20 protein-coding genes, 7 tRNA genes and 1 pseudogene are annotated in these 24,362 nt (G+C 65.3%); 12 read left to right on the plus strand and 16 right to left on the minus strand.

The window, feature by feature from the left end; genetic code table 11:
* Together M3498_16050 and M3498_16055 are read left to right on the plus strand one after the other, a co-directional pair.
* Positions 1 to 741 (plus strand): electron transfer flavoprotein subunit beta/FixA family protein (locus M3498_16050; protein ID MDQ3460792.1); only part of this gene is annotated, 741 nt, incomplete at its 5' end.
* A gap of 80 nt (positions 742 to 821) precedes the next feature.
* A complete protein-coding gene (locus M3498_16055; protein MDQ3460793.1) occupies positions 822 to 1,787 on the plus strand; it encodes an electron transfer flavoprotein subunit alpha/FixB family protein in 966 nt (321 codons plus the stop codon).
* Between the two features lie 47 nt (positions 1,788 to 1,834).
* Here the strand turns inward: M3498_16055 and M3498_16060 are convergent, their stop codons facing one another.
* The 5 genes from M3498_16060 to ileS all read right to left on the minus strand — a co-directional run bounded on the left by M3498_16060 (position 1,835) and on the right by ileS (position 8,382).
* Positions 1,835 to 3,016 (minus strand): phosphoglycerate kinase, encoded by a 1,182-nt coding sequence (locus tag M3498_16060; protein MDQ3460794.1) that lies wholly within the window; start codon positions 3,014 to 3,016, stop codon positions 1,835 to 1,837.
* A gap of 202 nt (positions 3,017 to 3,218) precedes the next feature.
* Complete coding sequence (locus tag M3498_16065) at positions 3,219 to 3,428, minus strand: hypothetical protein (protein ID MDQ3460795.1); 210 nt, start codon at positions 3,426 to 3,428, stop codon at positions 3,219 to 3,221.
* Positions 3,412 to 3,684 carry a type II toxin-antitoxin system HicA family toxin gene (locus M3498_16070; GenBank protein ID MDQ3460796.1) on the minus strand — a complete coding sequence of 91 codons (273 nt, stop codon included), beginning with the start codon at positions 3,682 to 3,684 and terminating at the stop codon, positions 3,412 to 3,414. The genes M3498_16065 and M3498_16070 overlap by 17 nt, the downstream gene beginning before the upstream one ends.
* 121 nt (positions 3,685 to 3,805) lie before the next feature.
* The gene (gene gap, locus M3498_16075; protein ID MDQ3460797.1) at positions 3,806 to 4,798 is read right to left on the minus strand and encodes a type I glyceraldehyde-3-phosphate dehydrogenase; all 993 of its coding nucleotides are present in this window, start codon (positions 4,796 to 4,798) and stop codon (positions 3,806 to 3,808) included.
* Between the two features lie 179 nt (positions 4,799 to 4,977).
* Entirely contained in the window at positions 4,978 to 8,382 is a 3,405-nt protein-coding gene (gene ileS / locus M3498_16080; GenBank protein MDQ3460798.1) for an isoleucine--tRNA ligase, read from the minus strand.
* A 746-nt stretch (positions 8,383 to 9,128) separates the two neighbouring features.
* Between ileS and fsa the strand changes: the two genes are divergently transcribed.
* The 4 genes from fsa to M3498_16100 all read left to right on the plus strand — a co-directional run bounded on the left by fsa (position 9,129) and on the right by M3498_16100 (position 13,201).
* The gene (fsa, locus tag M3498_16085; protein ID MDQ3460799.1) at positions 9,129 to 9,803 is read left to right on the plus strand and encodes a fructose-6-phosphate aldolase; all 675 of its coding nucleotides are present in this window, start codon (positions 9,129 to 9,131) and stop codon (positions 9,801 to 9,803) included.
* A 473-nt stretch (positions 9,804 to 10,276) separates the two neighbouring features.
* A complete protein-coding gene (gene rho / locus M3498_16090; GenBank protein MDQ3460800.1) occupies positions 10,277 to 11,497 on the plus strand; it encodes a transcription termination factor Rho in 1,221 nt (406 codons plus the stop codon).
* A 95-nt stretch (positions 11,498 to 11,592) separates the two neighbouring features.
* The gene (locus M3498_16095) at positions 11,593 to 12,045 is read left to right on the plus strand and encodes an Rrf2 family transcriptional regulator (GenBank protein MDQ3460801.1); all 453 of its coding nucleotides are present in this window, start codon (positions 11,593 to 11,595) and stop codon (positions 12,043 to 12,045) included.
* A 10-nt stretch (positions 12,046 to 12,055) separates the two neighbouring features.
* Entirely contained in the window at positions 12,056 to 13,201 is a 1,146-nt protein-coding gene (locus M3498_16100; GenBank protein MDQ3460802.1) for a cysteine desulfurase, read from the plus strand.
* A 222-nt stretch (positions 13,202 to 13,423) separates the two neighbouring features.
* On the opposite strand, the gene clpX is transcribed toward M3498_16100, so the two are convergent.
* From clpX to M3498_16140, 8 genes are all read right to left on the minus strand, one after another.
* Positions 13,424 to 14,614 (minus strand): ATP-dependent Clp protease ATP-binding subunit ClpX, encoded by a 1,191-nt coding sequence (gene clpX / locus M3498_16105; GenBank protein ID MDQ3460803.1) that lies wholly within the window; start codon positions 14,612 to 14,614, stop codon positions 13,424 to 13,426.
* On the minus strand, positions 14,614 to 15,240 hold the full coding sequence (locus M3498_16110; GenBank protein MDQ3460804.1) for an ATP-dependent Clp protease proteolytic subunit: 627 nt from the start codon (positions 15,238 to 15,240) through the stop codon (positions 14,614 to 14,616). The genes clpX and M3498_16110 overlap by 1 nt, the downstream gene beginning before the upstream one ends.
* Positions 15,241 to 15,319: 79 nt before the next feature.
* Entirely contained in the window at positions 15,320 to 16,648 is a 1,329-nt protein-coding gene (gene tig, locus M3498_16115; protein ID MDQ3460805.1) for a trigger factor, read from the minus strand.
* Between the two features lie 161 nt (positions 16,649 to 16,809).
* Positions 16,810 to 16,894, minus strand: a tRNA-Leu gene (locus M3498_16120).
* Between the two features lie 51 nt (positions 16,895 to 16,945).
* A tRNA-His gene (locus M3498_16125) sits at positions 16,946 to 17,022 on the minus strand.
* Positions 17,023 to 17,069: 47 nt separating this feature from the next.
* Positions 17,070 to 17,146: transfer RNA gene (locus tag M3498_16130), tRNA-Arg, on the minus strand.
* Between the two features lie 49 nt (positions 17,147 to 17,195).
* Positions 17,196 to 17,271: transfer RNA gene (locus M3498_16135), tRNA-Gly, on the minus strand.
* Between the two features lie 46 nt (positions 17,272 to 17,317).
* Positions 17,318 to 17,394: transfer RNA gene (locus M3498_16140), tRNA-Pro, on the minus strand.
* A 468-nt stretch (positions 17,395 to 17,862) separates the two neighbouring features.
* On the opposite strand from M3498_16140, the gene M3498_16145 reads away from it, so the two are divergent.
* From M3498_16145 to M3498_16155, 3 genes are all read left to right on the plus strand, one after another.
* Positions 17,863 to 17,936 (plus strand) — tRNA-Cys (locus tag M3498_16145).
* 37 nt (positions 17,937 to 17,973) lie between these two features.
* Positions 17,974 to 18,048, plus strand: a tRNA-Val gene (locus M3498_16150).
* Between the two features lie 265 nt (positions 18,049 to 18,313).
* Positions 18,314 to 19,495, plus strand: a complete 1,182-nt coding sequence (locus M3498_16155; protein ID MDQ3460806.1) for an amidase — start codon at positions 18,314 to 18,316, stop codon at positions 19,493 to 19,495.
* 26 nt (positions 19,496 to 19,521) lie between these two features.
* Here M3498_16155 and M3498_16160 read toward each other — a convergent pair.
* The 3 genes and pseudogenes from M3498_16160 to M3498_16170 form a co-directional block, all read right to left on the minus strand.
* Positions 19,522 to 19,647: pseudogene (locus M3498_16160) on the minus strand (type II secretion system protein).
* Between the two features lie 50 nt (positions 19,648 to 19,697).
* Entirely contained in the window at positions 19,698 to 20,426 is a 729-nt protein-coding gene (locus tag M3498_16165; protein ID MDQ3460807.1) for a YebC/PmpR family DNA-binding transcriptional regulator, read from the minus strand.
* A 168-nt stretch (positions 20,427 to 20,594) separates the two neighbouring features.
* Positions 20,595 to 21,074, minus strand: coding sequence for a DUF4384 domain-containing protein (locus tag M3498_16170; protein MDQ3460808.1), 480 nt, complete (start codon positions 21,072 to 21,074; stop codon positions 20,595 to 20,597).
* Between the two features lie 239 nt (positions 21,075 to 21,313).
* Between M3498_16170 and M3498_16175 the strand changes: the two genes are divergently transcribed.
* Genes M3498_16175 through M3498_16185 form a run of 3 tightly spaced genes read left to right on the plus strand, consistent with a single transcriptional unit; the run spans position 21,314 to position 24,294 of the window.
* Entirely contained in the window at positions 21,314 to 22,297 is a 984-nt protein-coding gene (locus M3498_16175) for a DnaJ domain-containing protein (GenBank protein MDQ3460809.1), read from the plus strand.
* A 49-nt stretch (positions 22,298 to 22,346) separates the two neighbouring features.
* The gene (locus tag M3498_16180; protein ID MDQ3460810.1) at positions 22,347 to 22,817 is read left to right on the plus strand and encodes a helix-turn-helix transcriptional regulator; all 471 of its coding nucleotides are present in this window, start codon (positions 22,347 to 22,349) and stop codon (positions 22,815 to 22,817) included.
* A 25-nt stretch (positions 22,818 to 22,842) separates the two neighbouring features.
* Positions 22,843 to 24,294 (plus strand): dipeptidase, encoded by a 1,452-nt coding sequence (locus M3498_16185; GenBank protein ID MDQ3460811.1) that lies wholly within the window; start codon positions 22,843 to 22,845, stop codon positions 24,292 to 24,294.
* Positions 24,295 to 24,362: the final 68 nt, after the last annotated feature.

The following is a 24,362-nucleotide window of genomic DNA, read 5'->3' on the forward strand; positions in this document are numbered from 1 at the left end:
ATCATCAAACAAGTTCCCGACGCCGAGGCGCGCATCCGCGCCTCCGCGGACGGCGTCGATCTGGACGGGGTCAGCTTCGTCATCGACGGCATGGACGAGTACGGCGTCGAGGAGGCCCTGCGCCTCCGCGAGGGCGGAGAGGACGCCGAGATCGTCGTCCTGGCGCTCGGCCCCAAGCGCTTCGAGGAGTCGATCCGCACCGCCCTGGCGATGGGCGCCGACCGCGCCGTGCACGTAGAGACCGACGCGGTCATCGACCCCATCGCCCAGGCCGAGGCGCTCGCCAAGGTCATCGCCGAGGAGGGGGCCGACCTCGTCTTCGTGGGCGGCAAGCAGGCCGACTGGGACTCCTCGGCCCTGGGGCCGGCGGTAGCCGAGGCCCTGGGCTGGCCGCACAGCGACTGGACGACGCGGCTCGAGCTTACCGGCGGCGCCCTCGAGGTCGTCCACGACTCCGATGAGGGTTCGGAGACGCTCAGCCTGCCCCTGCCCGCGGTGGTCACCACCCAGCAGGGCTTGAACGACCCGCGCTACCCGACCCTGCCCAACATCATGAAGGCCAAGCGCAAGGAGATGAAGAAGCTGGGCCTGGACGAGCTGGGCGGCGCCACAGCCAAGACCCATATCCTCAAGGAGGAGGTCCAGACGCGAAACCGCCTCAACAAGGTCCTGACGGGCGACCCGGCCGAAGCAGGAGCCGAGCTCGCCCGGCTCCTGCGCGACGAGGCGAAGGTCATTTAGCTTTTGGCGATCAGCCTTTGGCTCTGGCCCTTCCGCCGAGGAGAGGGCTAAAGGTTGATCGCCGGTAAAGAAAGGGCATCATGATTCTATTCGTTGCAGAACACGCGAACGGCAAGCTCAAGAAGAGCGCCTTTGAACTGGCCACCGTCGCCAAGGAGCTCTCCGGGAGCATGGGCATGGAGGCTGCCGGTCTGGTCATCGGCGCGGACGCGCAGGCTCTCGCGGGAGAGCTCGGCGGCGTGGTGGACACGGTCTATCTCGCGCAGGACGGGGCGCTCGAGGACTTTCGCGCCGAGGCCTGGACGACGGTGGTCGCCGAGGTCGCCAGGGAGAAGGGCGCGCAGGTCGTTCTGGTGAGCGCCTCGAGAGCGGGCCTCTCCTTTGGGCCGCGCCTGGCCTTGCGCTTGGGCGCGCCGCTGCTCGAGAACGTCAGCAGGGTCGCCGCGGAAGGGGGCAAGCTGAGCGGCAGGCGCTTCAGCTATCTCGCCCGCGTCACCGAGACGGTCGAGGCGGAGGGCCTCCCCGTCGTCGTGAGCGTCACCCCCAACGTCTACCCGCCGGCCGCGGCGGGCGCGGGCGGCACGGTCCAAGAGGTAAGGGTGCAGCTTGCCGACAGCGACACTCGCGTCAAGGTGGGCGAGAAGAAGGCGGCGAGCACCGGCCGGGTGGCGCTCGAGGAGGCCGATGTGGTTATCACCGGTGGGCGCGGCCTGGGTTCTCCCGAGGCCTTCGACACGCTCGTCGAGCCCCTGGCCGATGCGCTCTCGGCCGGCATCGGCGCCACCCGCGCGGTGGTCGATGCGGGCTGGCGGCCCTACGCCGAGCAGGTCGGCCAGACCGGCAAGACCGTCGCGCCCACGCTCTACATCGCGCTCGGCGTCTCCGGCGCGGTGCAGCACCTCTCGGGCATGAACCGCTCCAAGGTCGTCGTCGCCGTCAACAAGGACGCCGACGCGCCCATCTTCAAAGTGGCCGACTACAGCGTGGTCGGCGACGTGAACGCGGTGGTGCCGGCCTTGCAGGAGGCGCTGCGAGACAAGGGCTAACACGCTCGCCGACTGGGAGGTGTTGGGTTTGAACGCTGCCTTCCGGCTTAGCGTGAGAGGGCGGCGACGCCGGGCAGCGTCTTGCCCTCCAAGAACTCGAGCGAGGCGCCGCCGCCCGTCGAGATGTGGTCGATCCTGTCCTGTACGCCCACGGCGTTGACCGCCGCCACCGAGTCGCCGCCGCCCACCACCTTGTAAGCCGCCAGCGAGGCGACGGTCTCGGCGATGGCGCGCGTTCCCCGGTCGAAGGGCGGCACTTCGAAAACGCCCAGGGGTCCGTTCCAGAAGACCGTCCTGGCGTCTTTGAGGGCGTCCTGGTAGCCCCTGACCGCCTCCGGCCCGGCGTCGAGGCCCATGAGCGCTGCGGGAATGGCATCCGAAGGATGAACGCTGGTCTCGACCCCTGCGCCGATCTCCGCCGCGCAGACCGAGTCCTCAGGCAGGCGCATCACCACGCCCCTGCTGTCAGCCTGCTCGAGCAGGTCTCGAGCCAGCTCCAGCTTGTCGTCCTCGACCAGCGACCTGCCGACTTCAAAGCCCTGGGCTTTGAAGAAGGTGTAGGCCATCGCCCCGCCGATCAGGATCTCGTCGACCACCGCCAGCAGGTTCTCTATCACGCCGATCTTGTCCGAGACCTTGGCGCCACCCAGGATCACCTTGAAGGGCTTGTCGGGGTTCTTTAGCAGCCTGCCCAGAACCGCGAGCTCGCGCTCGAGCAAGAGCCCCGCCGCGCTGGGCAGGAACTGGGCTATCCCTTCGGTGCTGGCGTGCGCCCGGTGCGCGGCGCCAAAGGCGTCGTTTACGTAGACAGCGGCGTAACCCGCCAGGATGCGGCACAGTTCGGGGTCGTTGTTGGTCTCGCGCGGGTCGAAGCGGAGGTTTTCCAGCAGGGTCACGCTGCCCCGGGGTGCCTCCTCGACGAACTTTCCCGCCTCCCGGCTGGCGGGGCCGTCGCCGGCCTGGTAGCGGACCTCGCGGTTCAAGAGTTGGCTCAGGCGCTCGGCTACGGGTCCCAAGCGGTACTTGTCCTCGGGCCCTTTGGGCCGGCCCAAGTGGCTCATCAACACGACGGTGGCGCCCCGCTCGAGCAGCCTCGCTATCGTCGGCAAGGCCGCCCGGATGCGGCTGTCGTCGGCGACCGCACCGTCCCCCAGGGGAACGTTGAAGTCCACGCGCACCAGGGCGCGTTTGCCGCTAAACTCCAGACTGTCGAGGGTTCGCAGGCTCATCACAGCTCCTTAGTGTAGGGCCACTAGTCCTTGGTCCTTAGCCAAGGACCAAGGACTAGTGCGGGTACTACTGGCTACAGCGGTTAGTGTTCCTTAAAACCGCCCGTGGTTGCTACCGCAGCTCCTAGCAGCGTGCGGTTCGGACCATGGGCAACCAGCTTTTGGCGAGAGGCCTCGAGCCCTAGCTGGACTCGAGTGCTGGTTATCCCGCAAGCTCGAGCTGAACGTCCTCCCTTAGCACTTGGAGTTTGCGCCCTAAATGCTCCTCGAGAAAAGCCAGGGCGTCGCCAATTGCCTCCTCGGGGCTCATCCCGTATCCCTGAAGCTCAGGATAGTCGAGCACCCGGGCGAGGTAGGGTTCGAATTTCCCCTCGTATTCAGGATGGTAGGTGACCTCAAGGTTGATCTTCATGATTTTCCTCCAGGTCGGCGGTCGCGCGCAACAGTGCCTTTGCGGCTTCGGGGTGGACGGGCCGCTTCCGAGGATGCGGCTCATGCACGCTCACGACGACGCCACTGTCGTGAATCAGTTTACGGCGACTACCCTTGCCGATCTTCAGCTCGAAGCCATATGCCTCCGCCAAAGCCAGAAACTCAGACCAATCACACCGCGTGAGGCGCTCCGCGACGCGCCGCCGCAAACTGCGCCGTGATCTGCCGGTGCTCATGCCGATCCCGCCAGCCCAATCCCGCCGACCCAATCTCGCCAGCGTTGTCAATATAGCACGGAAAGCAGAGGCTCGAAGATGACTGCGTCGAGCATATGTCTTTAGAGCGCTTTCGTGTCTCTTAGAGCTTCTTGCCGACCAGTTCGACCACGTCGGCCAGCCTGTTGGCGTAGCCCCACTCGTTGTCGTACCAGGAGAAGATCTTGACCATCTTGCCCATCGCTTTGGTCATCAGCGAGTCGATGATGGCCGAGTGCGGGTTGCCGACGATGTCGGAAGACACCAGCTCCTCGTCGCTGTACTCGACGATGCCCCGGAGGGGGCCGTCGGCCGCCTCCCTGAGCGCGGCGTTGACCTCTTCGGCGCTGACCTCGCGCCTTAAGATGGCGGTGATGTCCGAAAGCGAGCCCGTCGGCGTGGGCACGCGCACGGCGACGCCGTCGAAGTTGTCCTTGAACTGCGGCAGGACCCGGCCTACGGCCTTGGCCGCGCCCGTGGTGGTGGGGATGATGTTGACCGCCGCCGCCCGCGCCCTTCTCAGGTCGCTATGGACGAGGTCTAAAATGCGCTGGTCGTTGGTGTAGGAGTGGATGGTGGTCATCATCGACTGCTCGACGCCAAAGGTCTCGTCCAAAACCTTCATCACCGCGGCCAGCGAGTTGGTCGTGCATGAGGCGTTGGAGAGCACGTCGTGCCTTGCGGCGTCGTACTGCTCCTCGTTGACGCCCAGCATGATGTCGAAGTCGGGGTCTCCCGACGGCGCGGAGATGACCACCTTCTTGGCGCCGGCCGTCAGGTGCTTGGCGGCGCCCTCGCGCTTGGTGAAGATGCCGGTGGACTCGATGACCACGTCCACGCCGAGGTCGCCCCAAGGCAGCGCGGCGGGATCCTTTTCGCTGAGGACGGAAACGCGCTTGCCGTCGACGATGAGGGCGTCTTCGCCCGCTTCGATCTCGCCCTTGAACTTGCCGTAGCTCGAGTCGTACTTGAGCAGGTGGGCGTTGGTCGCGATGTCGGTGAGGTCGTTGATGGCGGCGACATGGATGCCACGCTCGTGCAGGATGCGAAAGACCTGACGGCCGATGCGGCCAAACCCGTTGATGCCGACTTTCATAGCTGCCTCCTTGAGAACAGATGATTTAGGGATATGCGCTCCCTTGGCGTCATTCTAACCTGAGCTCCAAAAGTGGAATCTATACGTGAGCTAAACCAAACTCCGCACCGCGTCGCTGAGGGGCCGCCCTCACGAGCAGCGAGGGCGGCCCGTGAGGTTCGGAGCGCCCGCTACGGCGGTCAAGCCGAGGCCGCCGCGCTTCCTGGCGCCTTTTTGAGGCTGATGGTGATGGCCGTCCCCTCGAGCTCCGCCCGCTCCTCATGGAGCGCGTCCTCGAGCCCGTCAAAGCCGACCTCCTCGGCCAGCACCTCGTTCTTGACAGTGCTCAGGTGCGCCCTTAGCGCCTCCAAAAGCTCCCCCGACGTTTCCAGCCCCAGGTGAATGGTGTCGGAGACCTCGAGCGAAGCGTTCTTGCGGGCGTTCTGCACCAGGCGGATCACGTCGCGCGCCAGCCCCTCCTGCACGAGTTCCGGGCTGAGTTGGGTACTCAAGGCCGCCAAGTAGCCGCGCTCCTCCAAGGCCGCATAGCCCTCCGGGCTCTTGGCGTCGATCAGAAAGGCCTCCGGCTCGAAGGTATAGGGCTCGCCGCCGAGAGTAAGCACCGTCTCCCTACCGCTGCGGATGTTGCGGGCGATCTCTCTGCCGTCGACCTCGGCGAGCGCTCGCTTGAGCTCGGGGATGAGCCTGCCGAGGCGCTTGCCCACGAGTGGCAGGTTCGGCTTGACGCTGTAGTCGACGAAGTCCGCCGTGACGTCTAGATAGCTGACCCTCTTGACGTTGAGCTCCTCCTTGAGCTGGTCCTCGAGCCGCTTCAAGCCCTCCAGCTCGTCCGCCGAGCGCACCCGCACCAGCACTTCGGGGAGCGGCTGACGCGTCTTCATGCTCGCCGCCGCCCGCGCGCCGCGGCCCAGTTCGACCACCCTCTGCAAGGCGTTCATGTCGCGCAGCAGGTTTTCATCGACGAGCGCCGGGTCCGCCGCGGGCCAGCTTGCCAGGTGTACCGACTCGGGCGCGTCCGGGTCGATCCTCACTACCAGGTTGCGGTAGAGGACCTCGGCGACGAAGGGTGCCATCGGCGCGATGAGTTTGGCGACTGTCACCAGCGCCTCGTAGAGGGTGGTGTAGGCGGCGAGCTTGTCGCTGTCGCTCTCTGACTTCCAGAAGCGGCGGCGGTTGCGCCTCACGTACCAGTTCGACAGGTCCTCCACCACGAAGTCGCGCACGCTCCGGCTGGCGCTGGTGGGGTCGTAGCCATCCAGGCTGGCGGTGACCGTCATGATCAAGTTGCTGAGTTTGGCCGCCAACCAGCGATCAATCTCGGGCCGCTCGGCGACCGCAACGCCACGCCTCAGCTCAGGCCTGTCCAGGTTGGCGTAGAGCACGAAGAAGGCGTAGGAGTTCCACAGCGTCAGGAAGAAGTCGCGCAGGGTCTCGTCGACGAGGCCCTGCGAAAAGCGCTTGGTGGCGCCGGGCGGGCTCGAGGCGTAGAGGTACCACCTGAGCGCGTCGGCGCCCTGGGCGTCCAGGACCGTCCAGGGGTCGACGGTGTTGCCCTTGGACTTGCTCATCTTCTCGCCCTTTTCGTCGGTGATATGGCCGAGCACGATCACGTTTTTAAAGGCCGGGCTGTCCGCGGCGACGCCCCTTTCGGCCAAGACCCCCGGCTGGCGCGCACCCGCGTTATCGCCGCTATCGGTAAGCAGCGTGGCCAGCGCGTGCAAGGAGTAGAACCAGCCGCGCGTCTGGTCGACGGCCTCGCAGATGAAGTCGGCGGGGAAGTTCTTCGCCAGGGCGGCCTCGTTTTCAAAGGGGTAGTGCCACTGCGCGTAGGGCATGGCCCCCGACTCGAACCACACGTCGACGGTGTAGGGCAGACGCCTGAACCTTTTGCCGCCCCGCTCGAAGGTGACCTCGTCGACGTAAGGCCGGTGCAGCTCGAGTGCCGAGAGGTCCTGGCCGCTGAGTTCCGAAAGCTCCTTCACGCTGCCCACGCAGATCCGCTCCTGGCCGTCCTCGCTCACCCAGATGGGCAGCGGCGCACCCCAGTAGCGCTCGCGCGACAAGGACCAGTCCACGTTGTTCTCGAGCCAGCGTCCGAAGCGGCCGTCCCTGACGTGCTCGGGATACCAGTGGACGGCCTGGTTGTTTGCTAGGAGCTTGTCCTTGACGGCGGTGGTGCGGATGTACCAGGCGCTCTTGGCGTAAAAGAGCAGCGGCGTGCCGCAGCGCCAGCAGAAGGGGTAAGTGTGCTTTATCCTGCTCTCGCGGTAGAGGAGGCCTCTGGCCATGAGGTCCCTGGCGATGGCTCCGTCGGCTTCTTTAAAGAAGACGCCGCTGTAGGGGCCGCTCTCGGAGGTATCGCCAGGCACCTTCACCTCGGCGTAGACCCTGCCCGTCAGGTCCACGGAAAAGAGCGTGGGCAGGCCGTGGGCGCGGCCGACCTCCAGGTCGCCGTAGGCGGGCGCGATGTGCACCACGCCGGTGCCGTCGCCCAAGCTGACGAAGTCGTCGGCGATAACCCGAAAGCCCGTGTTCAGGTCCTCGCTGGCGGGAACGCGGCCCGCCAAGACCGGATCGTAGCTCAGGCCGATCAAGTCTGCTCCCTTAAACGTCTTGAGCACCGCGTAGCCGTCCTCAGCGAAGACGTTCTCGGCGAGGTCGGAGGCGAGGATATACAGGTCCTTCTCCTCTTTGCCGTGGCTCCTCGGGGCCTCTACCAGGCTGTAGTCGGCGTCACCCTTGACGGCCAGGGCGGTGTTGGCGGGGAGCGTCCAGGGTGTCGTCGTCCAGGCGAGCACGTAGACAGGCCGCGTCTCGCCCCCCTCCACCAGCCCTTTCTCGAGCAGGCTCTCGCGCCGCGCCGAGAACTTGGGCCAGACCGAGGGGTCGCTGACGTCGTCCTGGTAACCCTGCGAGACCTCGTGGTCGGCCAGGCTGGTGTTGCAGCGCGGGCAGTGCATGGTCACCTTGTAGTCCTCAAAGAGGAGGTCCCGGTCGTAAAGCGACTTCATCACCCACCAGCAGGACTCGATGTAGCCGTTTTCATAGGTGATATAAGGTTTCTCTAAGTCGAGCCAGAAGCCGATGCGCTCGGTCATCTGGTTCCACTCCTGGATGTACTCAAAGGCCGAGGCCTTGGCGAGCTTATTAAACTCGGCGATGCCGTAGGCCTCGATGTCTCCTTTGCCCTTAAAGCCGAGCTTCTTCTCGACTTCGATTTCGACCGGCAGGCCGTGCGTGTCCCAGCCGCCCTTGCGCCCGACCCTATAGCCCCGCATCGTCTTATACCTTGGAAAGAGGTCCTTAAAGGCGCGAGAAATCACGTGGTGGACGCCCGGCCTGCCGTTGGCCGTGGGCGGTCCTTCGTAGAAGATGTAGTCGCCCGCCGTCGCTTCCTTGGCGAGCGACTTGCGAAAGATGTCGTTGTCGCGCCAGAACCGGATGACCCCGGCCTCGAGCTCGGGAAAGCTCACCGCCGCCTTGACCTCGTCGAACATCGCTGCGGTTTTTGCCGCCTTGTCTTTATCCAGCCCTTTATCCAGCATGGTCACCTCCGCGAAGACCACGAACCACCGAAAAACCATCGAAAAACGCCCCACATGCCTCATCGCATTGGGACGCTGTCGCGTGGTACCACCCAATTTCACCGACCCCTTGCGGAGCCGACCTCCATCACTGCCCCCGGGCGGGGAGAGTAGGCCGCTATGACGCGCGGCGCGCGGCGCCGGCTACTGGGCCCGGAACCAGGGGCCGTTCACCGCGCGGCTCGGGGAGGATTTTCGCTGCGGCTCGTCGCCGACCTCGCACCGTCGTCGGCTCGCTGCTCACCTTGCGCGCGGCTACTCGTTCCCGTCGTCGCCTTTGGCTGCAGGGCGCCTTTACAAGCCGGGCAAAACCTGCATATACTAGACATTAGCAGTCGGTTTCGCCCAAAGTCAAGCTGACGAAAACCCACCACGCACAAGCCAAGCTGTATACTGATCGTGTTAAGACTGATTGAGAAGTATTGAGACAAGTGGTGGATTTCGGCAGAGGCGCGCTGAGCCGCGCCCAGACCGCTGCGCGAGAGTCGGAACCTTCGAACAGAATGCTTGGCCCGTGGAGCTTATGCCGAATCAATGTACAGTCGACCAATCTGGATCACTATGCAAGGATACGCTTCAAGGATACGCTTAAAGGATACGGTTAAAGAATAGGGCGACGAGCGAGGCAATGACAACCATAATGACAAAATGACAACCATCAAGCCGTCAACGAACGAAGGCTACCGGCCTCGACCATGGGTTTAGAGCACAAGGGTTTAGAGTACAACAGTTTAGGAGCTACAGACATGGATCTATATCTAGACACCGCCGACATCAGCGAAATACGCGAGCTTGCCGCCTGGGGCGTCCTGGGCGGCGTCACCACCAACCCCAGCCTGATCGCGCGCGCGGGGCGCAACATCGAGGAGGTGATCGCCGAGATCAGCGAGCTCGTCCCCGGCCCGGTATCGGCCGAGGTCGTCTCCGTAGACGCTCAGGAGATGATCAAAGAAGGCCGCGAACTCGCCCGCATCGCCGACAACGTCGTCGTCAAGGTGCCGCTCATCCCCGCCGGGCTCACCGCCTGCCGCGCGCTTGCGGGCGACGGCGTCAAGGTCAACGTGACGCTCTGCTTCAGCACCAACCAGGCCATCTTGGCCGCGCACGCGGGCGCTTGGTGCGTCAGCCCCTTTGTCGGCCGCTTGGACGACATCAACCAGGACGGCATGGAGCTGATCGGCGAGATCGCCGACGTGTTCGGGATCCACGATTATGAGACCAAGATCTTAGCGGCCAGCATCCGCCATGGCGGCCACGTCACCCGGGCCGCGCTGGCCGGCGCGGACATCGCCACCATGCCCGCCAAGGTGCTCAAGAGCATGGTCAAGCACCCGCTCACCGACGCCGGGCTCGAGAGCTTTTTGAAAGACCATGACAAGGTCAAAGAGGAGGCCAAAGAGCAGATGGAGAGAGTAGGATGAGCCCGAGGCCGAGAAAAAAGGTGGACGCGGACGCGGTCGAGGTGATGGACAGACCCGTCCAGGCGAGCGAAGCCGGTCTCGAGCCGAGTGAAGCGCTGGAACCGGCGCCGCCGAAGCGCCGCGGCCGTCCCAAGGGCAGCGGCCGGAAGAAAACCCCTGTCGCCGACGCCGTAAGCCAGGACGATCCGCCCCAGGACGCGCCAGAGCTTGCCGAGACGGTGAGCGCTGGCGCCGAGGCGGACATCGCCTTGCCTCGCCTGCCGGACGGGGGGCCGCCCGGGATAGAAGCTCTCGGCGGCGAGCCCGCGCCCAGGGGCAAGCCGGACGGAGCCGGCGATGACGGCTCCCGCAACCAGCCCGGCCGTGGCAAGGGTGGCCAGGCCGGCGGTGGCCAGACTGGCGGCGGCCAGCCTGGGGGCCGCAACCGCGGGCCGCGCAAGGTCGGTCCCAACTATCGCGAACTTCAGGCCAAGATCCTGCCCGAGCTTCACCTGCTCGCCAAGGAGGTCGGCTTGGACGACTACCGTCAGATGAGCAAGAACCAGCTCGCCCTGGCGATCTTGGAGCGCGGCGCTGAAGCCGAAGGGCTCAAACTGGTCACGGGCTACCTGGAGATAAGCTCGGACGGCTACGGCTTTTTGCAGGAGTCGCTGCTCCAGACCGAGACCCGCTCGGTGATCGTCTCGGCGGGCCTCATCAAGCAGTTTCGGCTCCGCACCGGCGACTACATCCTCGGCAAGGCGCGCCGGCCCCGCGACAACGAGCGCTACGGCACCCTGATCCGGGTCGAGGCCGTCAACGACGTCGATCCCTACCAGGCGGCGCGCCGGCCCCGCTTCGACGACCTCACCCCCCAGTTTCCCGACCGCCGCTTCACGCTCGAGACCGCGCAAAATGACGTGGCCGCGCGCGTGATCGACCTCTTGGCGCCCATCGGGCGCGGCCAGCGCGGGCTCATCGTGGCGCCGCCCAAGGCCGGCAAGACGACGCTGCTCAAAAAAGTGGCCTATTCGGTCGTCACCAATGAGCCCGACGTCAAGGTCTTCGTTCTGCTGGTCGACGAGCGGCCCGAGGAGGTCACCGACTTCCGCGAGTCGGTCTCGGGCGTCGAGGTGGTGGCCAGCACCTTTGACGAGCCGCCCGCCAACCACATCCGCGTCGCCGAGTTCGTCCACGAGCGTTCGCGCCGCATCGTCGAGGACGGCGGCCACGTGATGATCCTGCTCGACTCGATCACCCGTTTGGCTAGGGCCAACAACCTGGTTACCCCGCCCACGGGGCGCACGCTCTCGGGCGGTCTCGACTCTTCGGCGCTCCACTGGCCCAAGCGCTTTTTGGGTGCGGCCCGCAACATCCGCGGCGGCGGCTCCTTGACCATCTTGGCGACCGCGCTGGTCGAGACGGGCTCGCGCATGGACGACGTAATCTTCGAGGAGTTCAAGGGCACCGGCAACATGGAGCTGCACCTGTCGCGCCGGCTCGAGGAGCGCCGCATCTTCCCGGCCATCGACATCTTGAAGTCAGGCACGCGCCGCGAGGAACTCCTGCTCGGCGAGGAGATCCTCGCCAAGATGTGGCTCTTGCGCAAGGTCATTTCCGACATGGACCCGGCCGAGGCGATGGACATGCTGCTGTCGCGGCTCAACCGTACCAAGAGCAATGCCGAGTTCCTGTCCACGCTGGCGCAGGGCTGAGAACTCTTATACCGTCCAGCCCGCGTTGACCTTGCCGCCTGAAACTTTTATAATCCCTATACATGACCCGGAATTGAACGGGTGAGGGAGACGCTATGTGGGTATCGACCCGGTCACAGTACGGCATGCGCGCGCTCGTCGAGATCGCCCTCTCGGGTGACGAGCTGGTCAGCTTGAAGAGCGTCTCGGAGCGGCAGGGCATCAGCCAGCACTACTTGGAGCAGATCGTCGCCGTCCTGCGCCGGCATGGCCTCGTCGATTCGGTGCGGGGCGCCCAGGGCGGCTACCGTCTGGCCCGGCCGATGAACGAGATCGCCGCCTTGGAGGTCGTCGAGCTGATGGAGGGCAGCGTCGCGCCGGTAGCCTGCATCGACGACGCCGCTAGCTGCGACCACACCGGCCGGTGCTCGACCGAGGGGCTATGGCGGCGGGTGGATCTGGCGGTGCGAGGCGTTCTGGCCGACACCACCCTGGCCGACCTGGTCAAGGAGCGGCGCCTCTTGCAGCTCGAGCCGCTGCCCGCCGCCTTCTCGCGGCACCAGGTCTGAGACGCTCGCCGTGGGCAGCTCCCCCATCTACCTCGACTACGCGGCGACGACGCCCTTGGACCCCGAGGTCTTCGCCGCGATGCGGCCCTTCTTGGAGGAGCACTTCGCCAACCCCTCGAGCCTGCACGCGCCCGGCCGCCGCGCGCGGCGCGCCGTAGAGGAAGCCCGTGAGAGGGTGGCGGCGGCCATCGGCGCGTCGCCGCGCGAGATTCTGTTTACCTCGGGCGCGACCGAGGCCGACAACCACGCCCTGCGCGCGGCGACGCGTCTTAACCCCGGCGGCCACATCGTCACCAGCCTGCTCGAGCACTCGGCGGTGTTAACGACCGTCCGGGCGCTCGAGGGTGACGGGCATCCCGTCACCTACCTGTCGCCGAACGACAAGGGCGAGATCAGCCCGGAGAGCCTCCGGGAGGTGCTGCGCGAGGACACCGCGCTGATAGCGCTGATGTACGTCAACAACGAGACCGGCGTCGTCACCGACGTCGCCCGGATGGCCGAAATCGCTCACGGGGCCGGCGCTCTGCTTCTTTGCGACGCGGTCCAGGCCTTTGGCCTTCTGGCTGTCGATGTAAAGCGACTCGGCGCCGACCTGCTGACCCTGTCGGGCCACAAGGTCTACGGTCCCAAGGGCGTGGGGGTGCTCTATATCAGGCGCGGCCTTACGCTCCCGCCCTTGCTCACCGGCGGCGAGCAGGAGCGCGGCCTGCGCGCGGGCACGCTCAATACCCCGGCCGTCGTCGGCATGGGCCGCGCGGCGCAGCGCGCCGCGGCGGCGTGCGAAGCGGACTACACCGAGCTCGCCGCCTTGCAGCGCCACTTCGAGGACCGGCTTCGCTCGTTGCCGGGCGTGACGGTCAACGCCTCTGACGCGCCCCGCTGCCCCAAGCACGTCAGCGTGAGTATAGCGGGCGCGGACGGTGAGGCGCTGCTCATGAATTTGGACCGCCTGGGCGTCTACGCCAGCGCCGGCTCGGCCTGCGCGGCAGGGACCGTAGAGCCCAGCCACGTGCTCCTGGCGATGGGCCTGCCGCGCGACCGAGCCAAGGCGAGCGTCCGCTTCAGTCTGGGCCGCGGCCTCGACTGCTCGACGCTTGACGACGCCGCAGGGCGCCTCGAGGTGGCTATCGCCGCCAGCCGTCCCCTGGCGGTCTGAGGGCGAGCCGAGCCCCCTCACGACGGAGGTTGTCCGATGACCACCAGGGAAGCCATGGTAACAGCCGACGACCTCTTCAGCCTGCCGGACGACGGCTTTCGCCATGAACTGGTGAGGGGAGAGCTCAGAAAAGTGTCTCCGGCAGGAAGTCAACACGGGAGAATCGCGATGGACGTGGCACTGTCGCTCGGCCTTGTCAAGGCCGAGCGCCTGGGCAGAGTTTCAGGCCGTCTTGCGCCGCTGCGCCTCCCGCAGGACCAGGTCGGGCCGGTCCAGGCTGTCGACGTCGATGACCAGGCCGGTGATGCCGCTGTCGGGCACCTCGTACATCAGCTCGAGCAGCGACTTTTCCAGCACCGAGCGCAGGCCGCGGGCGCCGGTGCCCTGGGTGAGCGCGCGAGCGGCGACCTCCTCGAGCGCCGCCTCGGTGAAGAGGAGTTCGGTGCCCTCTAAGTCGAAGAGCGCGCGGTACTGCTTGAGCAGCGCGTTCTTGGGCTGCGTCAGGACGCGCACGAGCGCCTCCTGGCTGAGCTCCTTGAGCTGGACGCTGACCGTCAGGCGGCCGATGAGTTCGGGAATCAGGCCGAACTTGACCAGGTCCTCGGGCAGCACCCGCGGCGCTTCCGCCGCGGGCGGTCTGGCCGCGTCGAAACCCACTCGAGCGGTGTCGGTGCGGTTGCCGACGATTGTATCGACGCCCTCAAAGGCGCCCCCGCAGATAAACAGGATGTTGCGGGTATCGACGGCGATGAGCTCCTGATGGGGGTGCTTGCGGCCGCCCTGGGGGGGCACTTGCGTCACGGTGCCCTCGATGATCTTAAGAAGCGCCTGCTGCACGCCCTCGCCCGAGACGTCGCGGGTGATGCTGGCGCCCTCGGACTTGCGCGCGATCTTGTCGATCTCGTCGATGTAGATGATGCCGCGCTCGGCCGCTTCGACGTCGTAGTCGGCCACTTGCAGAAGCCGCACGATGATGTTTTCGACGTCGTCGCCCACGTAACCGGCTTCGGTCAGGGTGGTGGCGTCGGCGATGGCGAAGGGCACCTGCAGGGTCCGCGCCAAGGTCTCGGCGAGGAGCGTCTTGCCGGTGCCGGTCGGCCCCAGCATCAGGATGTTGGCCTTTTGCAGCTCGGCCTTGGGGTGTTGCAGGCGGCGGTAGTGGTTGTAGACCGCCACCGCCAGGGTCTTTTTCGCCTCGTCCTGCTCGATGACGTAGCCATCGAGTTGCATCTTGATCTCGCGCGGGCTGGGCACGCGCGAGAGGCCCGAGTCGCGGATGGTCGCCTTGGACAGCACCTCGGAGATGCGCACGATGCAGTCGCCGCAAATGTGCGCCATGCCGTTCTCGGCCGCCACCAGATGCCGGACCTCGGCGTGCGAGCGCCCGCAGAAGTTACAGCGCGCCTGCGCCATCACTCTAGCGCCTTTTCGTTCGGCGCCTCGAAACCGTCGTGCGGCAAGATGACCTGATCGATCAGACCGTAGTCCTTGGCCTCGTCGGCGGTCATCCAGTAGTTGCGGTCGGAGTCCTTGGCGATCTGTTCCATCGGCTTGCCCGAGTGGTGGGCCATGATGCGGTTCAAGGTTTGCTTGTTGCGCAGCAGCTCGCGCGCTTCGATCTCGATGTCGCTCACCTGGCCCGAGAGGCCGCCGCCGTAGAGCAGCGGCTGGTGGATCATCACCCTCGAGTGCGGCAGGGCCGAGCGCTGGCCGTGCGTCCCGGCCATGAGCAAGAGCGCGCCCATCGAGGCCGCCAAGCCCACGCAGATGGTGCGCACCGGCGCCTGCACGAAGCGCATGGTGTCGTAGATGGCCAGCCCGGCGTCCACCTGACCGCCGGGGCTGTTGATAAAGATCTGGATCTCGCGCTCGTGCGACTGCGAGTCGAGCAGGAGCAACTGCGCCACGATGACGTTGGCGACTTCGGAGTCGATGGGCGAGCCCAGAAAGATAATGCGTTCCTTCAAGAGGCGGCTGTACACGTCGTAGACGCGCTCGCCGCGGCTCGTTTGTTCAATCACGTACGGAACTAAAGGCATCGACCCTCCCGATGATGTGCTCGCCCTCGCGTCACTCTAGCATGGCCTGGGTTTTCCCGAAGCCAAACGTCCCACCTCTTCACGCCTCGTTCGCCGGCGTTGCGCCGCCCTCTTCCTCGAGCGGCTCGGTGGCGGCGGTGCCCTGCAGGCGCGCCTTGACCGCGTCCCTGACGGCACTTTCGCGCATGAGCAGGTAGCGGTAGTTGCTCAGGCCCGCTTCGCCGAGTTCCTTGCGAAGCTGAACGAGGTTGACCCGGCGGCTCTCGGCCAGGGCCTCGAGCGCGCGCCTGAAGTCCGCCTCGCTCAGCGCGGGCTTGCGCGTCTCGAGCAGCCTTTCCAAAACGAGGTCGCGCTTGACCTGCCTCTTCGCGTTCTCCAGAAGCTCGGCCTCGAGAGCCTGTTGTTGCTCCGCTTCGAGGCTGTCCAGATACGTCTCCAGGCTGGCGCCGCGCCGCTTCAGATCCTCGTCGAAGCGGGCTCGCAGAGCGTCTTGCTGCCTGCTCACCAGGCTCTTTGGCAACGCCACCTCGCTCGTCTCGACGAGCTTGCCGACGAATTCTTCCTGCTGCTCCTCAAAGCCCTGGGCGTCCAGCCTGTCTTGCAGGTTCTTGCGGATGTTCGTCTCAGCCTCTTGCCAGCTCGCGAAGCCGAGCGTCTTGGCGAGGTCGTCGTCCACTTCCGGCTTCTCCTTGCCCTTGACGTCGAGGACCCTCACCTTGAGGACCGTCACGTGCTCCTCGGGGTCGCCTTCCCCCAAGGGGTGGTTGTGCGGGATCTTGAGCTCGACCAGGTCACCGATCTCCTTGCCGATAAAGCCTTCGGCCAGGTCGTCGTCGATATTTTCCAGGTCGAGCGGCATGGTGTTGCCGCTCGACTCGCCGCCCTCGCTGAGCGACTCGACGCTCAGGTAGTCGCCTGGCTCTACCGGGCGGTCTACGGGAACCAGCGTCGCCCGGTCGCGGCGGATCGCCTCGATCGTCTCGCTAAGCTGCGCGTCGCTGAGGGCCGGCACCTCGGTGTCGATGACGATCTCGTCCATGTCGGCGAGCGCGACCTCCGGATAGAGCTCCAAGGCCACCAGGAAGGTAAAGGCCTCGCCCTCGACGGGCTGGCCCGCGTCCACGGTGGCGTGAACCGGGTTAAGGCCCAAGTCGTGAGCCGCCGGTGGGTAGAAGTGCTTGATGAGCGCTTCGCGTACCTCCTCGTCGATGCTCTCCTTGCCGATTCTAGCCTCGAGCACGCGCCTGGGCGCCTTGCCCGGCCTAAAGCCGTCCACCCTCACCTGTTGGGCCAGCGAGCGGTAGATGCCCGCGTAGGCCTTTTGGACCTCATCCGCCGGTACCTGCACCTCGATCCGCGCGCTTACCGCCTCTCGCTCGATGATTTTTGCCTGCACATTTCTTTCCATTGCGTTCTCTCCATTGTGATCTGTTATAACCGTGAAACCTGCCCAGGACGCTCCAGGCAATCTGCCGGGCGCCGGCGAAAACAGCCCAGTCTAACCCGGCAGGCTCGCCGCGCGCAGGGCTCGCCTCAAAAGGAGCTCCCCGGGTATGGCCGGGGAGGGAATGGTGCGAGGAATGGGACTTGAACCCACACCCCCGAAGGGACCAGATCCTAAGTCTGGCGCGTCTACCAGTTCCGCCATCCTCGCATACTTAAAGGTATCATCTATGGATTATAGACGATACCCGTAAGGTTTTGTTGGGGTGGACGAAGGGATTTGAACCCTCGACCCTCGGAACCACAATCCGATGCTCTAACCTGCTGAGCTACGCCCACCATACACGTCTGATTCTACCACCAATCGCGCGGTGGCGTCGTTAAACTGGCGCGCTTGGAAGGACTCGAACCCTCGACCTATCGCTTAGAAGGCGACTGCTCTATCCAACTGAGCTACAAGCGCTTGCATTGGAGGCAAGCCTCTCTCATCCGAGGGATGCTTATCTCCAAAGTGGAGCGGGAGACGAGATTCGAACTCGCGACATACAGCTTGGAAGGCTGTCACTCTACCAACTGAGTTACTCCCGCGTACACTAAAGGTATCGGCTATGCCTTACATGACACCTCCAGCTGATGGTCGGGGCGGCTGGATTCGAACCAACGACCCCCTGCTCCCAAAGCAGGTGCGCTACCAGACTGCGCCACGCCCCGTTCCCTGCCCCAGGGGGCAGCAAGGAGCAGTATACAAAAGTGGCGGTACAAGGGCAAGCCCAGGTGATCCTCCCCCAGCTGAGCGCCCTCCTCTTGTGGGCGAGTTTTGTGAGCCACCCAAAAGATCTGTGGGAGTGGTAGGAACAGAGGTAACGACAAGGTGAAATAAAACATTCACGAGCAGGGGGTATCGTGAAATATAGTACATGATGTGATGTTCGCCTCTCTTTGGAGCCATCAGCGCCTCGTCTAGCACGCGCTGTGATCGCGCCTGCTTCGAGCGGCCTCATCTTTAGGAAATCCGTGGTGGGCAGTGTGTCTGAAGAACAGCAAGGGGAGTGGAGGTTGGTCTCTCATGAAACGTCCACTTCCAATTGCTGCTTGGCGTCACGGGGCGTTGACAGCTCTTCAAGACACGTGCTATTCTCACTGACGCTTCGCCGAGAGCGCTTAGCATGAATGATAAGCGGCGCCGTAGCCAAGCGGTAAGGCAGAGGTCTGCAAAACCTCCATCGCCGGTTCGAGTCCGGCCGGCGCCTCCACCACCGCTCGAGCAGTCGAGGCGGAAATAAGCTGCACAGGCGCGTAGCTCAGTGGGAGAGCGCTACATTGACACTGTAGAGGTCGGCAGTTCAATCCTGCCCGCGCCTACCAAACAAAAAGCTGTGAGAGACACAAACACGAAGCCTGGCATTTGCCGGGCTTACTCTTTTTGGCGTGGGTAATGCAAATGTTAATGCTGTTGGCTAGGATGAGCTGTTGAACGTGCAATAATCTGCGTGTGCGTCTTGGGCAAGATCTTACGTTTGCTCCCGCGACCTCACTCGCTGAAGTTATCCGCTCTAGGGAACTCTCCTCAGTTGAGGTTGTCGAAGCTCACCTGGAGCGGATTGAGGCGGTGAACCCTAGCCTCAATGCCGTGGTTCAACTTGCGGCGGATACCGCCCTACACGAGGCGAAGCAAGCTGATGAAGTACTCGCTAGGGGAGACCTCACCGGTCCCCTGCATGGTCTTCCCTTCACCGTCAAGGACTGGATTGAGACGAGGGGAGTGGTATGCACGGCGGGCGAAGAGAGGCATAGGCAGTATGTCTCTAAGCATGATGCTACAGTCGTGTCGCGATTGCGTCAGGCAGGCGGCATCTTTCTCGGCAAGACCAACGTCGTAAACAATCCCGTCTATGGGCGCACCAACAATCCCTACAATCTCGAGTACACGCCAGCGGATAGCAGCAGTGGTGAGGCCGCTATTATCGCGGCGGGAGGTTCACCGTTGGGTTTGGGGAGTGACTCAGGAGGGAGCATTCGCCAGCCTGCCCATAACTGTGGCATTGCGGGGCTTAAGCCTAGCACTGGTAGGATTCCTCTGACGGGGCACTTTCCGCGGATCAACCCCTTGAGTGATCCCCGTACAGCGATAGGACCGATGGCGCGCTATGTGGAAGACCTAGCGCTCGTTCTGCCCATTATGGGTGGGATGGATTGGCAAGATGCCAGCGTCATTCCTATGCCTCTCAGTGACTGGCGGGAAGTTGACTTGAAGCGTCTGCGCGTGGCCTTTTATACGAGCCACGAGCACGCCAAGCCAACGCTGGAGACGGATGAGACGGTAAGGAGAGCAGCGCAAGCACTGACCAACCTCGGCCTTGAAACCGAAGAGGCGCTACCTGAGAGAGTCGAAGAGGCATACGCGATTACTCGCGCCTATTGGCAGCGCCCCGAATCGGAATCTTGGGAGAAGTGGGCTCCTGACGGTGAGGTGACACTGTCCAACGAGGAGGTCGAGCAGCACCTTTTCCAGTGGGACCGGTTCCGGCGCTGCCTCATCCGCTTCATGGCGCGCTATGACGTCGTTCTGACGCCTGTCGCTGAGCAACCTGCTGTTCGCCACGGCGAGCCCGAAGGTGGTATCCCTTACACGCTGCCTTACAGCTTGACGGGCTACCCCTGTGCCGTGGTGCGAGGAGGTACATCGCCCGAGGGCTTACCTATCGGGGTGCAGGTGGTCGCGCGGCCGTGGCGTGATGATGTAGCTCTTGCTGTTGCTCACCTTCTTGAGCGGGCTCTGGGCGGCTACCAAAGACCAGTCCTAACACCTTAGGGCAGCTTTAGCTGCACTGCGGCCGCAGCGGTAGCCATGTTAGGGGCGAGAGCCTGAGCCGCGGAATCATTCGCTCTGGCGCGGGCCTGGAGCAGGTTCGGCAGGAAAAGCGCAGCCAGGATGCCGATGATCACGATGACGATCAGCAGCATGAGCCTTGGTGCGCTTGCGTCCGGGGCGGCGGCGCGAGCAGGCGGCCCGCTCAGGCCGGTTCCGCTGCCTGCTCGAGGTTCGCGGTGGTGTAGACGTTCTGCACGTCCTCCAAGTCTTCCAAGGCCTCGAGCAGGCGCAGGACTTTGGCGGCGTCCTCGCTCGAGGGTTCGACCGGGTTTTGCGGCCTCTTGGTGAGCTGGGTGACCTCGGGCTCGAGGCCGGCCGCCAAGACGCCCTCGGCGACCGCGTAGAGCCGGCTCGGCTCGGTGTAGATGGTCAGCGTGTCCTCCTCGATCTCGAGATCGTCGGCGCCCAGTTCGATGGCGAGTTCCTGAACGCGCTCGCTGGCGTCTCCCACCACAATGACGCCCTTGGGGTCGAACTGCCAGGCGACGGAGCCCGACAGGTTGCCGCCGTGCTTGCTGAGGACGTGGCGCACATCGGCCACGGTGCGGTTGCGGTTGTCGGTCAGCGCCTCGATCAGGAGCGCGGTGCCGCCGGGTGCATAACCCTCGTAGACGACCTCCTCGAAGCCGCCGCCCTCGCCGCCGCCCGCGGCGCGCTCGACGGCGCGGTCGATGTTATCCTGCGGGACGGTATCGGACTTCGCCGCGGCGAGCGCGTTCTTGAGCGCCAGGTTGGCCTGCGGGTCGCCGCTGCCGCCGGTGCGGACCGCGGCCTGGACGGCGCGAATGTGCTTGCTGATGATCGCTCCGCGCCTGTTGTCGTTGACCGCTTTTTTGCGTTTGATCTGAGACCATTTGTTGTGACCTGCCAAGAGTTCCAACCTCCTTTTTTAGTGTCTTGGTTTCAGTGTAGCGTAAACCCGCTGGGTTCTGGTGTGGCAGAGGCGTCGGTGGGGGAGTAGCGGGCGGTCCATGATAAGGACAATTCGGCATTGCCCTTATCATTGCCCTCGACGCTCTCTCGCCCGGCACGGACGACCCTAGCGCAGGCTCAAGACGAAGGACGTCTCGGCGCCGGCGAAGGCGTAGCGAGCCAGGTCCCGCTCGACGTCGAAGCCGAAGCCGGCGCCGTGCCCAGGCAGCGGCAGGTCGCTGAAGTAGGCGCGGACCCAGTGCGGTCCCGCCGGCGGCACCACCGCGAAGCGCGTGGTGCGGGTCGGGCCGCTCAGCCTGTTGCTTCCCGCCCGCACCGGCAGGTTCCTGGCGATGGCGTAGCGGCTGCCGTCCGGGTCGATGACCAGCAGGCTCAGGTAGCCGTCTCGCTGGCTGCTCAGCGTGAAGCTGATCGCCTGGCCGCGGCGGTAGACCGCCCCCTCGCCGCGGTCCGGGACGAAGCGGGTGATGACGGCGCGGGTCGCGGGCTCGAGCGGTGACCCGTAGTAGACGGTGCAGGCGCTGAGCAGGGTGAGCAGGAGGGCGGTGAGCAAGGATTTTTGGGCTACAGTCGGGATCGCCTTCATGAACTTTCCTCCAACTTTGACTTTACAACTTTGCCTTTACTCTAAGCGCGATGGTGCAGCCTCAGTGTAAGGCCAGGCGGGTTCATCGGGATGAAGAAGGCGAGACAAAATTTTCACGACCAGAAGTATCGTGAAAATAATCACATATTACAAGACAGGGGGTACTCTCCCAACCCGACCCCTGCCTACCTCCTCGAGGCTTGCGCTCTTCTAACATGATCAGACTCAGATAATGTATCATGGCTACAGTGACGAGGACGACCGACCCTTACGAGCTTCTGGGCGTAGACCGCCAAGCCGGCGCGGACAGCATCAAGGCCGCCTACCGCAAGCTGGCGCTCGACTGCCACCCCGACCGCAACCCCGGCGACAAGCAGGCCGAGGAGCGCTTCAAGGAGATCTCCCAGGCCTACGCCACGCTCCGCGACCCCGAGGCCAGGGCGCGCTATGACCGCTTCGGCCAGGTAGCCTCCGCGAGCGGCGGAGCGCCGGACTTTCGCGCCGGGGACTTCAGCACGGTCGACTGGCAGACGCTTTTCAGGGAGGCCGACATCCACATCAGCCGGGAACGCTGGCAGGGGGTGCCGCAGGGCGGCGGGGTACAGGGCGCTGGGGCGCAGGGCGGCATCATGTTTCAGGCGCTCTTCGGCGTGATGACGGGACTGATGCGGCAGTCGGGCCTGTTGCCGGGGGAGGACCGCGAGACGGTCCTTCGCCTCGGCCTCGAGGAGGCGAGGGCCGGGCTCGAGCGCCGCGTCCGCGTGCCTGGGCCAAGCCTTTGCGCGGCCTGTCGCGGCAGCGGCCGAGAGGGCGGAGCGGCCTGCTTGCACTGTGGCGGCGAGGGCGTGCTGCGTGCCGGGACCGAGGTGGACGTGACCGTGCCCGCGGGTGTGGCGCCGGGCGCCAAGCTGCGCCTTCGCGGCCTCGGTGGCCCCGGCAACCCCCCCGGCGACGCCTACGTACATATCGACGTCACCTTGCCCGCCGGGGCCGCGCTTGAGGGTGGCGACCTCTATGTCGACCTGCCCCTCTTGCCCCAGGAGGCCGCGCGGGGAACCGAAGCCCGGCGCTACGGCGTAAGCGTGCGGGTGCCGCCGGGCAGCAAGGACGGTGATCGCCTGCGCCTGACCGGCCAGGGGCTGGCCGGCGGCGACCTGATCTTCAGCGTCCGTGTGGGCCTGTGGCGCGGCGCGCTGCGCAGGGTAGCGGAGATGCTGAGCTGATGCCCCGTGGAGAATTGAGCCGTGGTGATTCGTCTTGGAGAGTGCTGGCATGACCAAAGGAGCCAAAGAGAGCCAGGGGACCGAGGGCGGCTTGGCCGCCGGAAACGGCGACGCCAAGGGTCGGGACGTTCGCGATCTCGACGCCAAGGACCGCCCGCTCTACGTCATCAGCGTGGCCGCCGAGCTTGTCGATATGCACCCGCAGACCCTGCGCCTCTACGAGCGCAAGGGGCTGATCGAGCCGCAGCGTTCCTCGGGCAAGACGCGGCTCTATTCGGAACGCAACATCGAGCAGCTCCGCGAGATTCGCCGCCTCACCCAGGAGCTCGGCGTCAATCTGGCCGGTGTCGAGGAGATCATCCGCCTGCGCCGCTCGCTCGACACGCTGCAAGACCAGATGGAGGGGCGTATCTCCTTTTTACAGTCGCGGCTCAGTGACCGCTTGCTCAAGCTTTCCGCCGCGCTCGATGCGCCCGCCGACGAGGGCGCGGACGAGGCTCGCGTTTCCGGCGAGGGCTAGCCGTAGTCGCGGTATACTCGCGGCCATGAGCCCAGACCCCAGCAACCAAGACCCCAGCAACCAAGACCCTACCGACAACTCCGTTTCTCGAGACCCCAACCCAAAAGGCGCGCTGGGCGATTATCTGAGGGCGCAGCGGGCGCGTCACCTCGACGAGCTCTTTGCCTTTTTGCGCATCCCCTCGGTCAGCGCCGACCCCGGCCACCGGGCCGACGCGCGCGCCGCCGCGGACTTTCTGGCTGACGAGTTCGGGCGTCTCGGCGGCCAGGTCGCCTTGCTCGAGACGCCGGGTCACCCCGCCGTCTTCGCCTCCTTCGGCGCCGCCCCCGGCGCGCCGACCGTCCTCGTTTACGGCCACTACGACGTGCAGCCGCCCGAGCCGCTGGACCTGTGGCGCTCGCCGCCGTTTGCGCCCGTGCTCGAGGACGGGCTCATCGTGGCGCGGGGCGCGTCGGACGACAAGGGCCAGCTTTTCGCCCACGTCAAGGCGCTCGAGGCGCTCCTGGCCACGGAAGGCCGTCCCCCGGTCAACCTCAAGTTCCTCATCGAGGGCGAGGAGGAGATCGGCAGTCCCAACCTGGCGCCGCTCATCGAGCGCGAGCGCGAGCGCCTCGCGGCGGACGTGGTCTTGATTTCCGACGGTGCCATGATGGCGCCCGACACGCCGACCATCACCTACGGGCTGAAGGGCCTCTGCTACCTCGAGCTGCGCGTGAGGGGCGCCGCGCATGACCTTCACTCGGGCGCCTACGGCGGCGGCGTGCCCAACGCCGTGGGCGCCCTCTGCACGATCATCGCCGCGCTCAAGGACGCCGGCGGCCGCGTCGCCGTGCCGGGCTTTTATGACGACGTGCTCGAGCTGAGCCCGGGCGAGCGCGAGCGGATGGCCGCCCTCGCTTTCGACGAGGCGGCGTTTCGGGAGGAGGCGGGGCTCACGGCCACGCCGGGCGAGGCGGGCACCAGCCTGCTGGAGCGCCTCTGGGCCCGGCCGACCCTCGACGTCAACGGGATCGCCGGCGGCTTTCAGGGTGAGGGCGCCAAGACGGTGATCCCCGCTGTAGCGATGGCCAAGCTGTCCTGCCGGCTGGTACCCGACCAGGACCCCGAGCGCGTCGCCGACCTCCTCGCCGCGCATATCGGCGGGTTGGCGCCGGAAGGGGTGAGCGTGGAGGTCGTCAAGCTGCACGGCGGCAAGCCGGTTCTGACCCCGCTCGACTCGCCCGCGCTGCGCGCCGTCAGTGCGGCCAACGAGCGCGTCTTCGGCAAGCCCACGGTGTTCGCCCGGAGCGGTGGCACCATTCCCGTGGTCAGCGACTTTCAGGTGCTGCTGGGCGCCGAGGTCATTCTGCTCGGTCTGGGTCTCGAGAGCGACCGCGCCCACTCGCCCAACGAGAAGTTCGATCTGGTGAACTACTACCGGGGAATCGAGCTGGGGGCGGAGGTCTTGCGGGCCCTTGCAGGGGGTTTAAAGCAATAGAAATTTCACGGGTGAGGGGAATCGTGATTATTTTCACTTGGTATCCCTTAAAATCCTGCCCTGAAACT

The organism is Deinococcota bacterium (assembly GCA_030858465.1).
Lineage (GTDB): Bacteria > Deinococcota > Deinococci > Deinococcales > Trueperaceae > JALZLY01.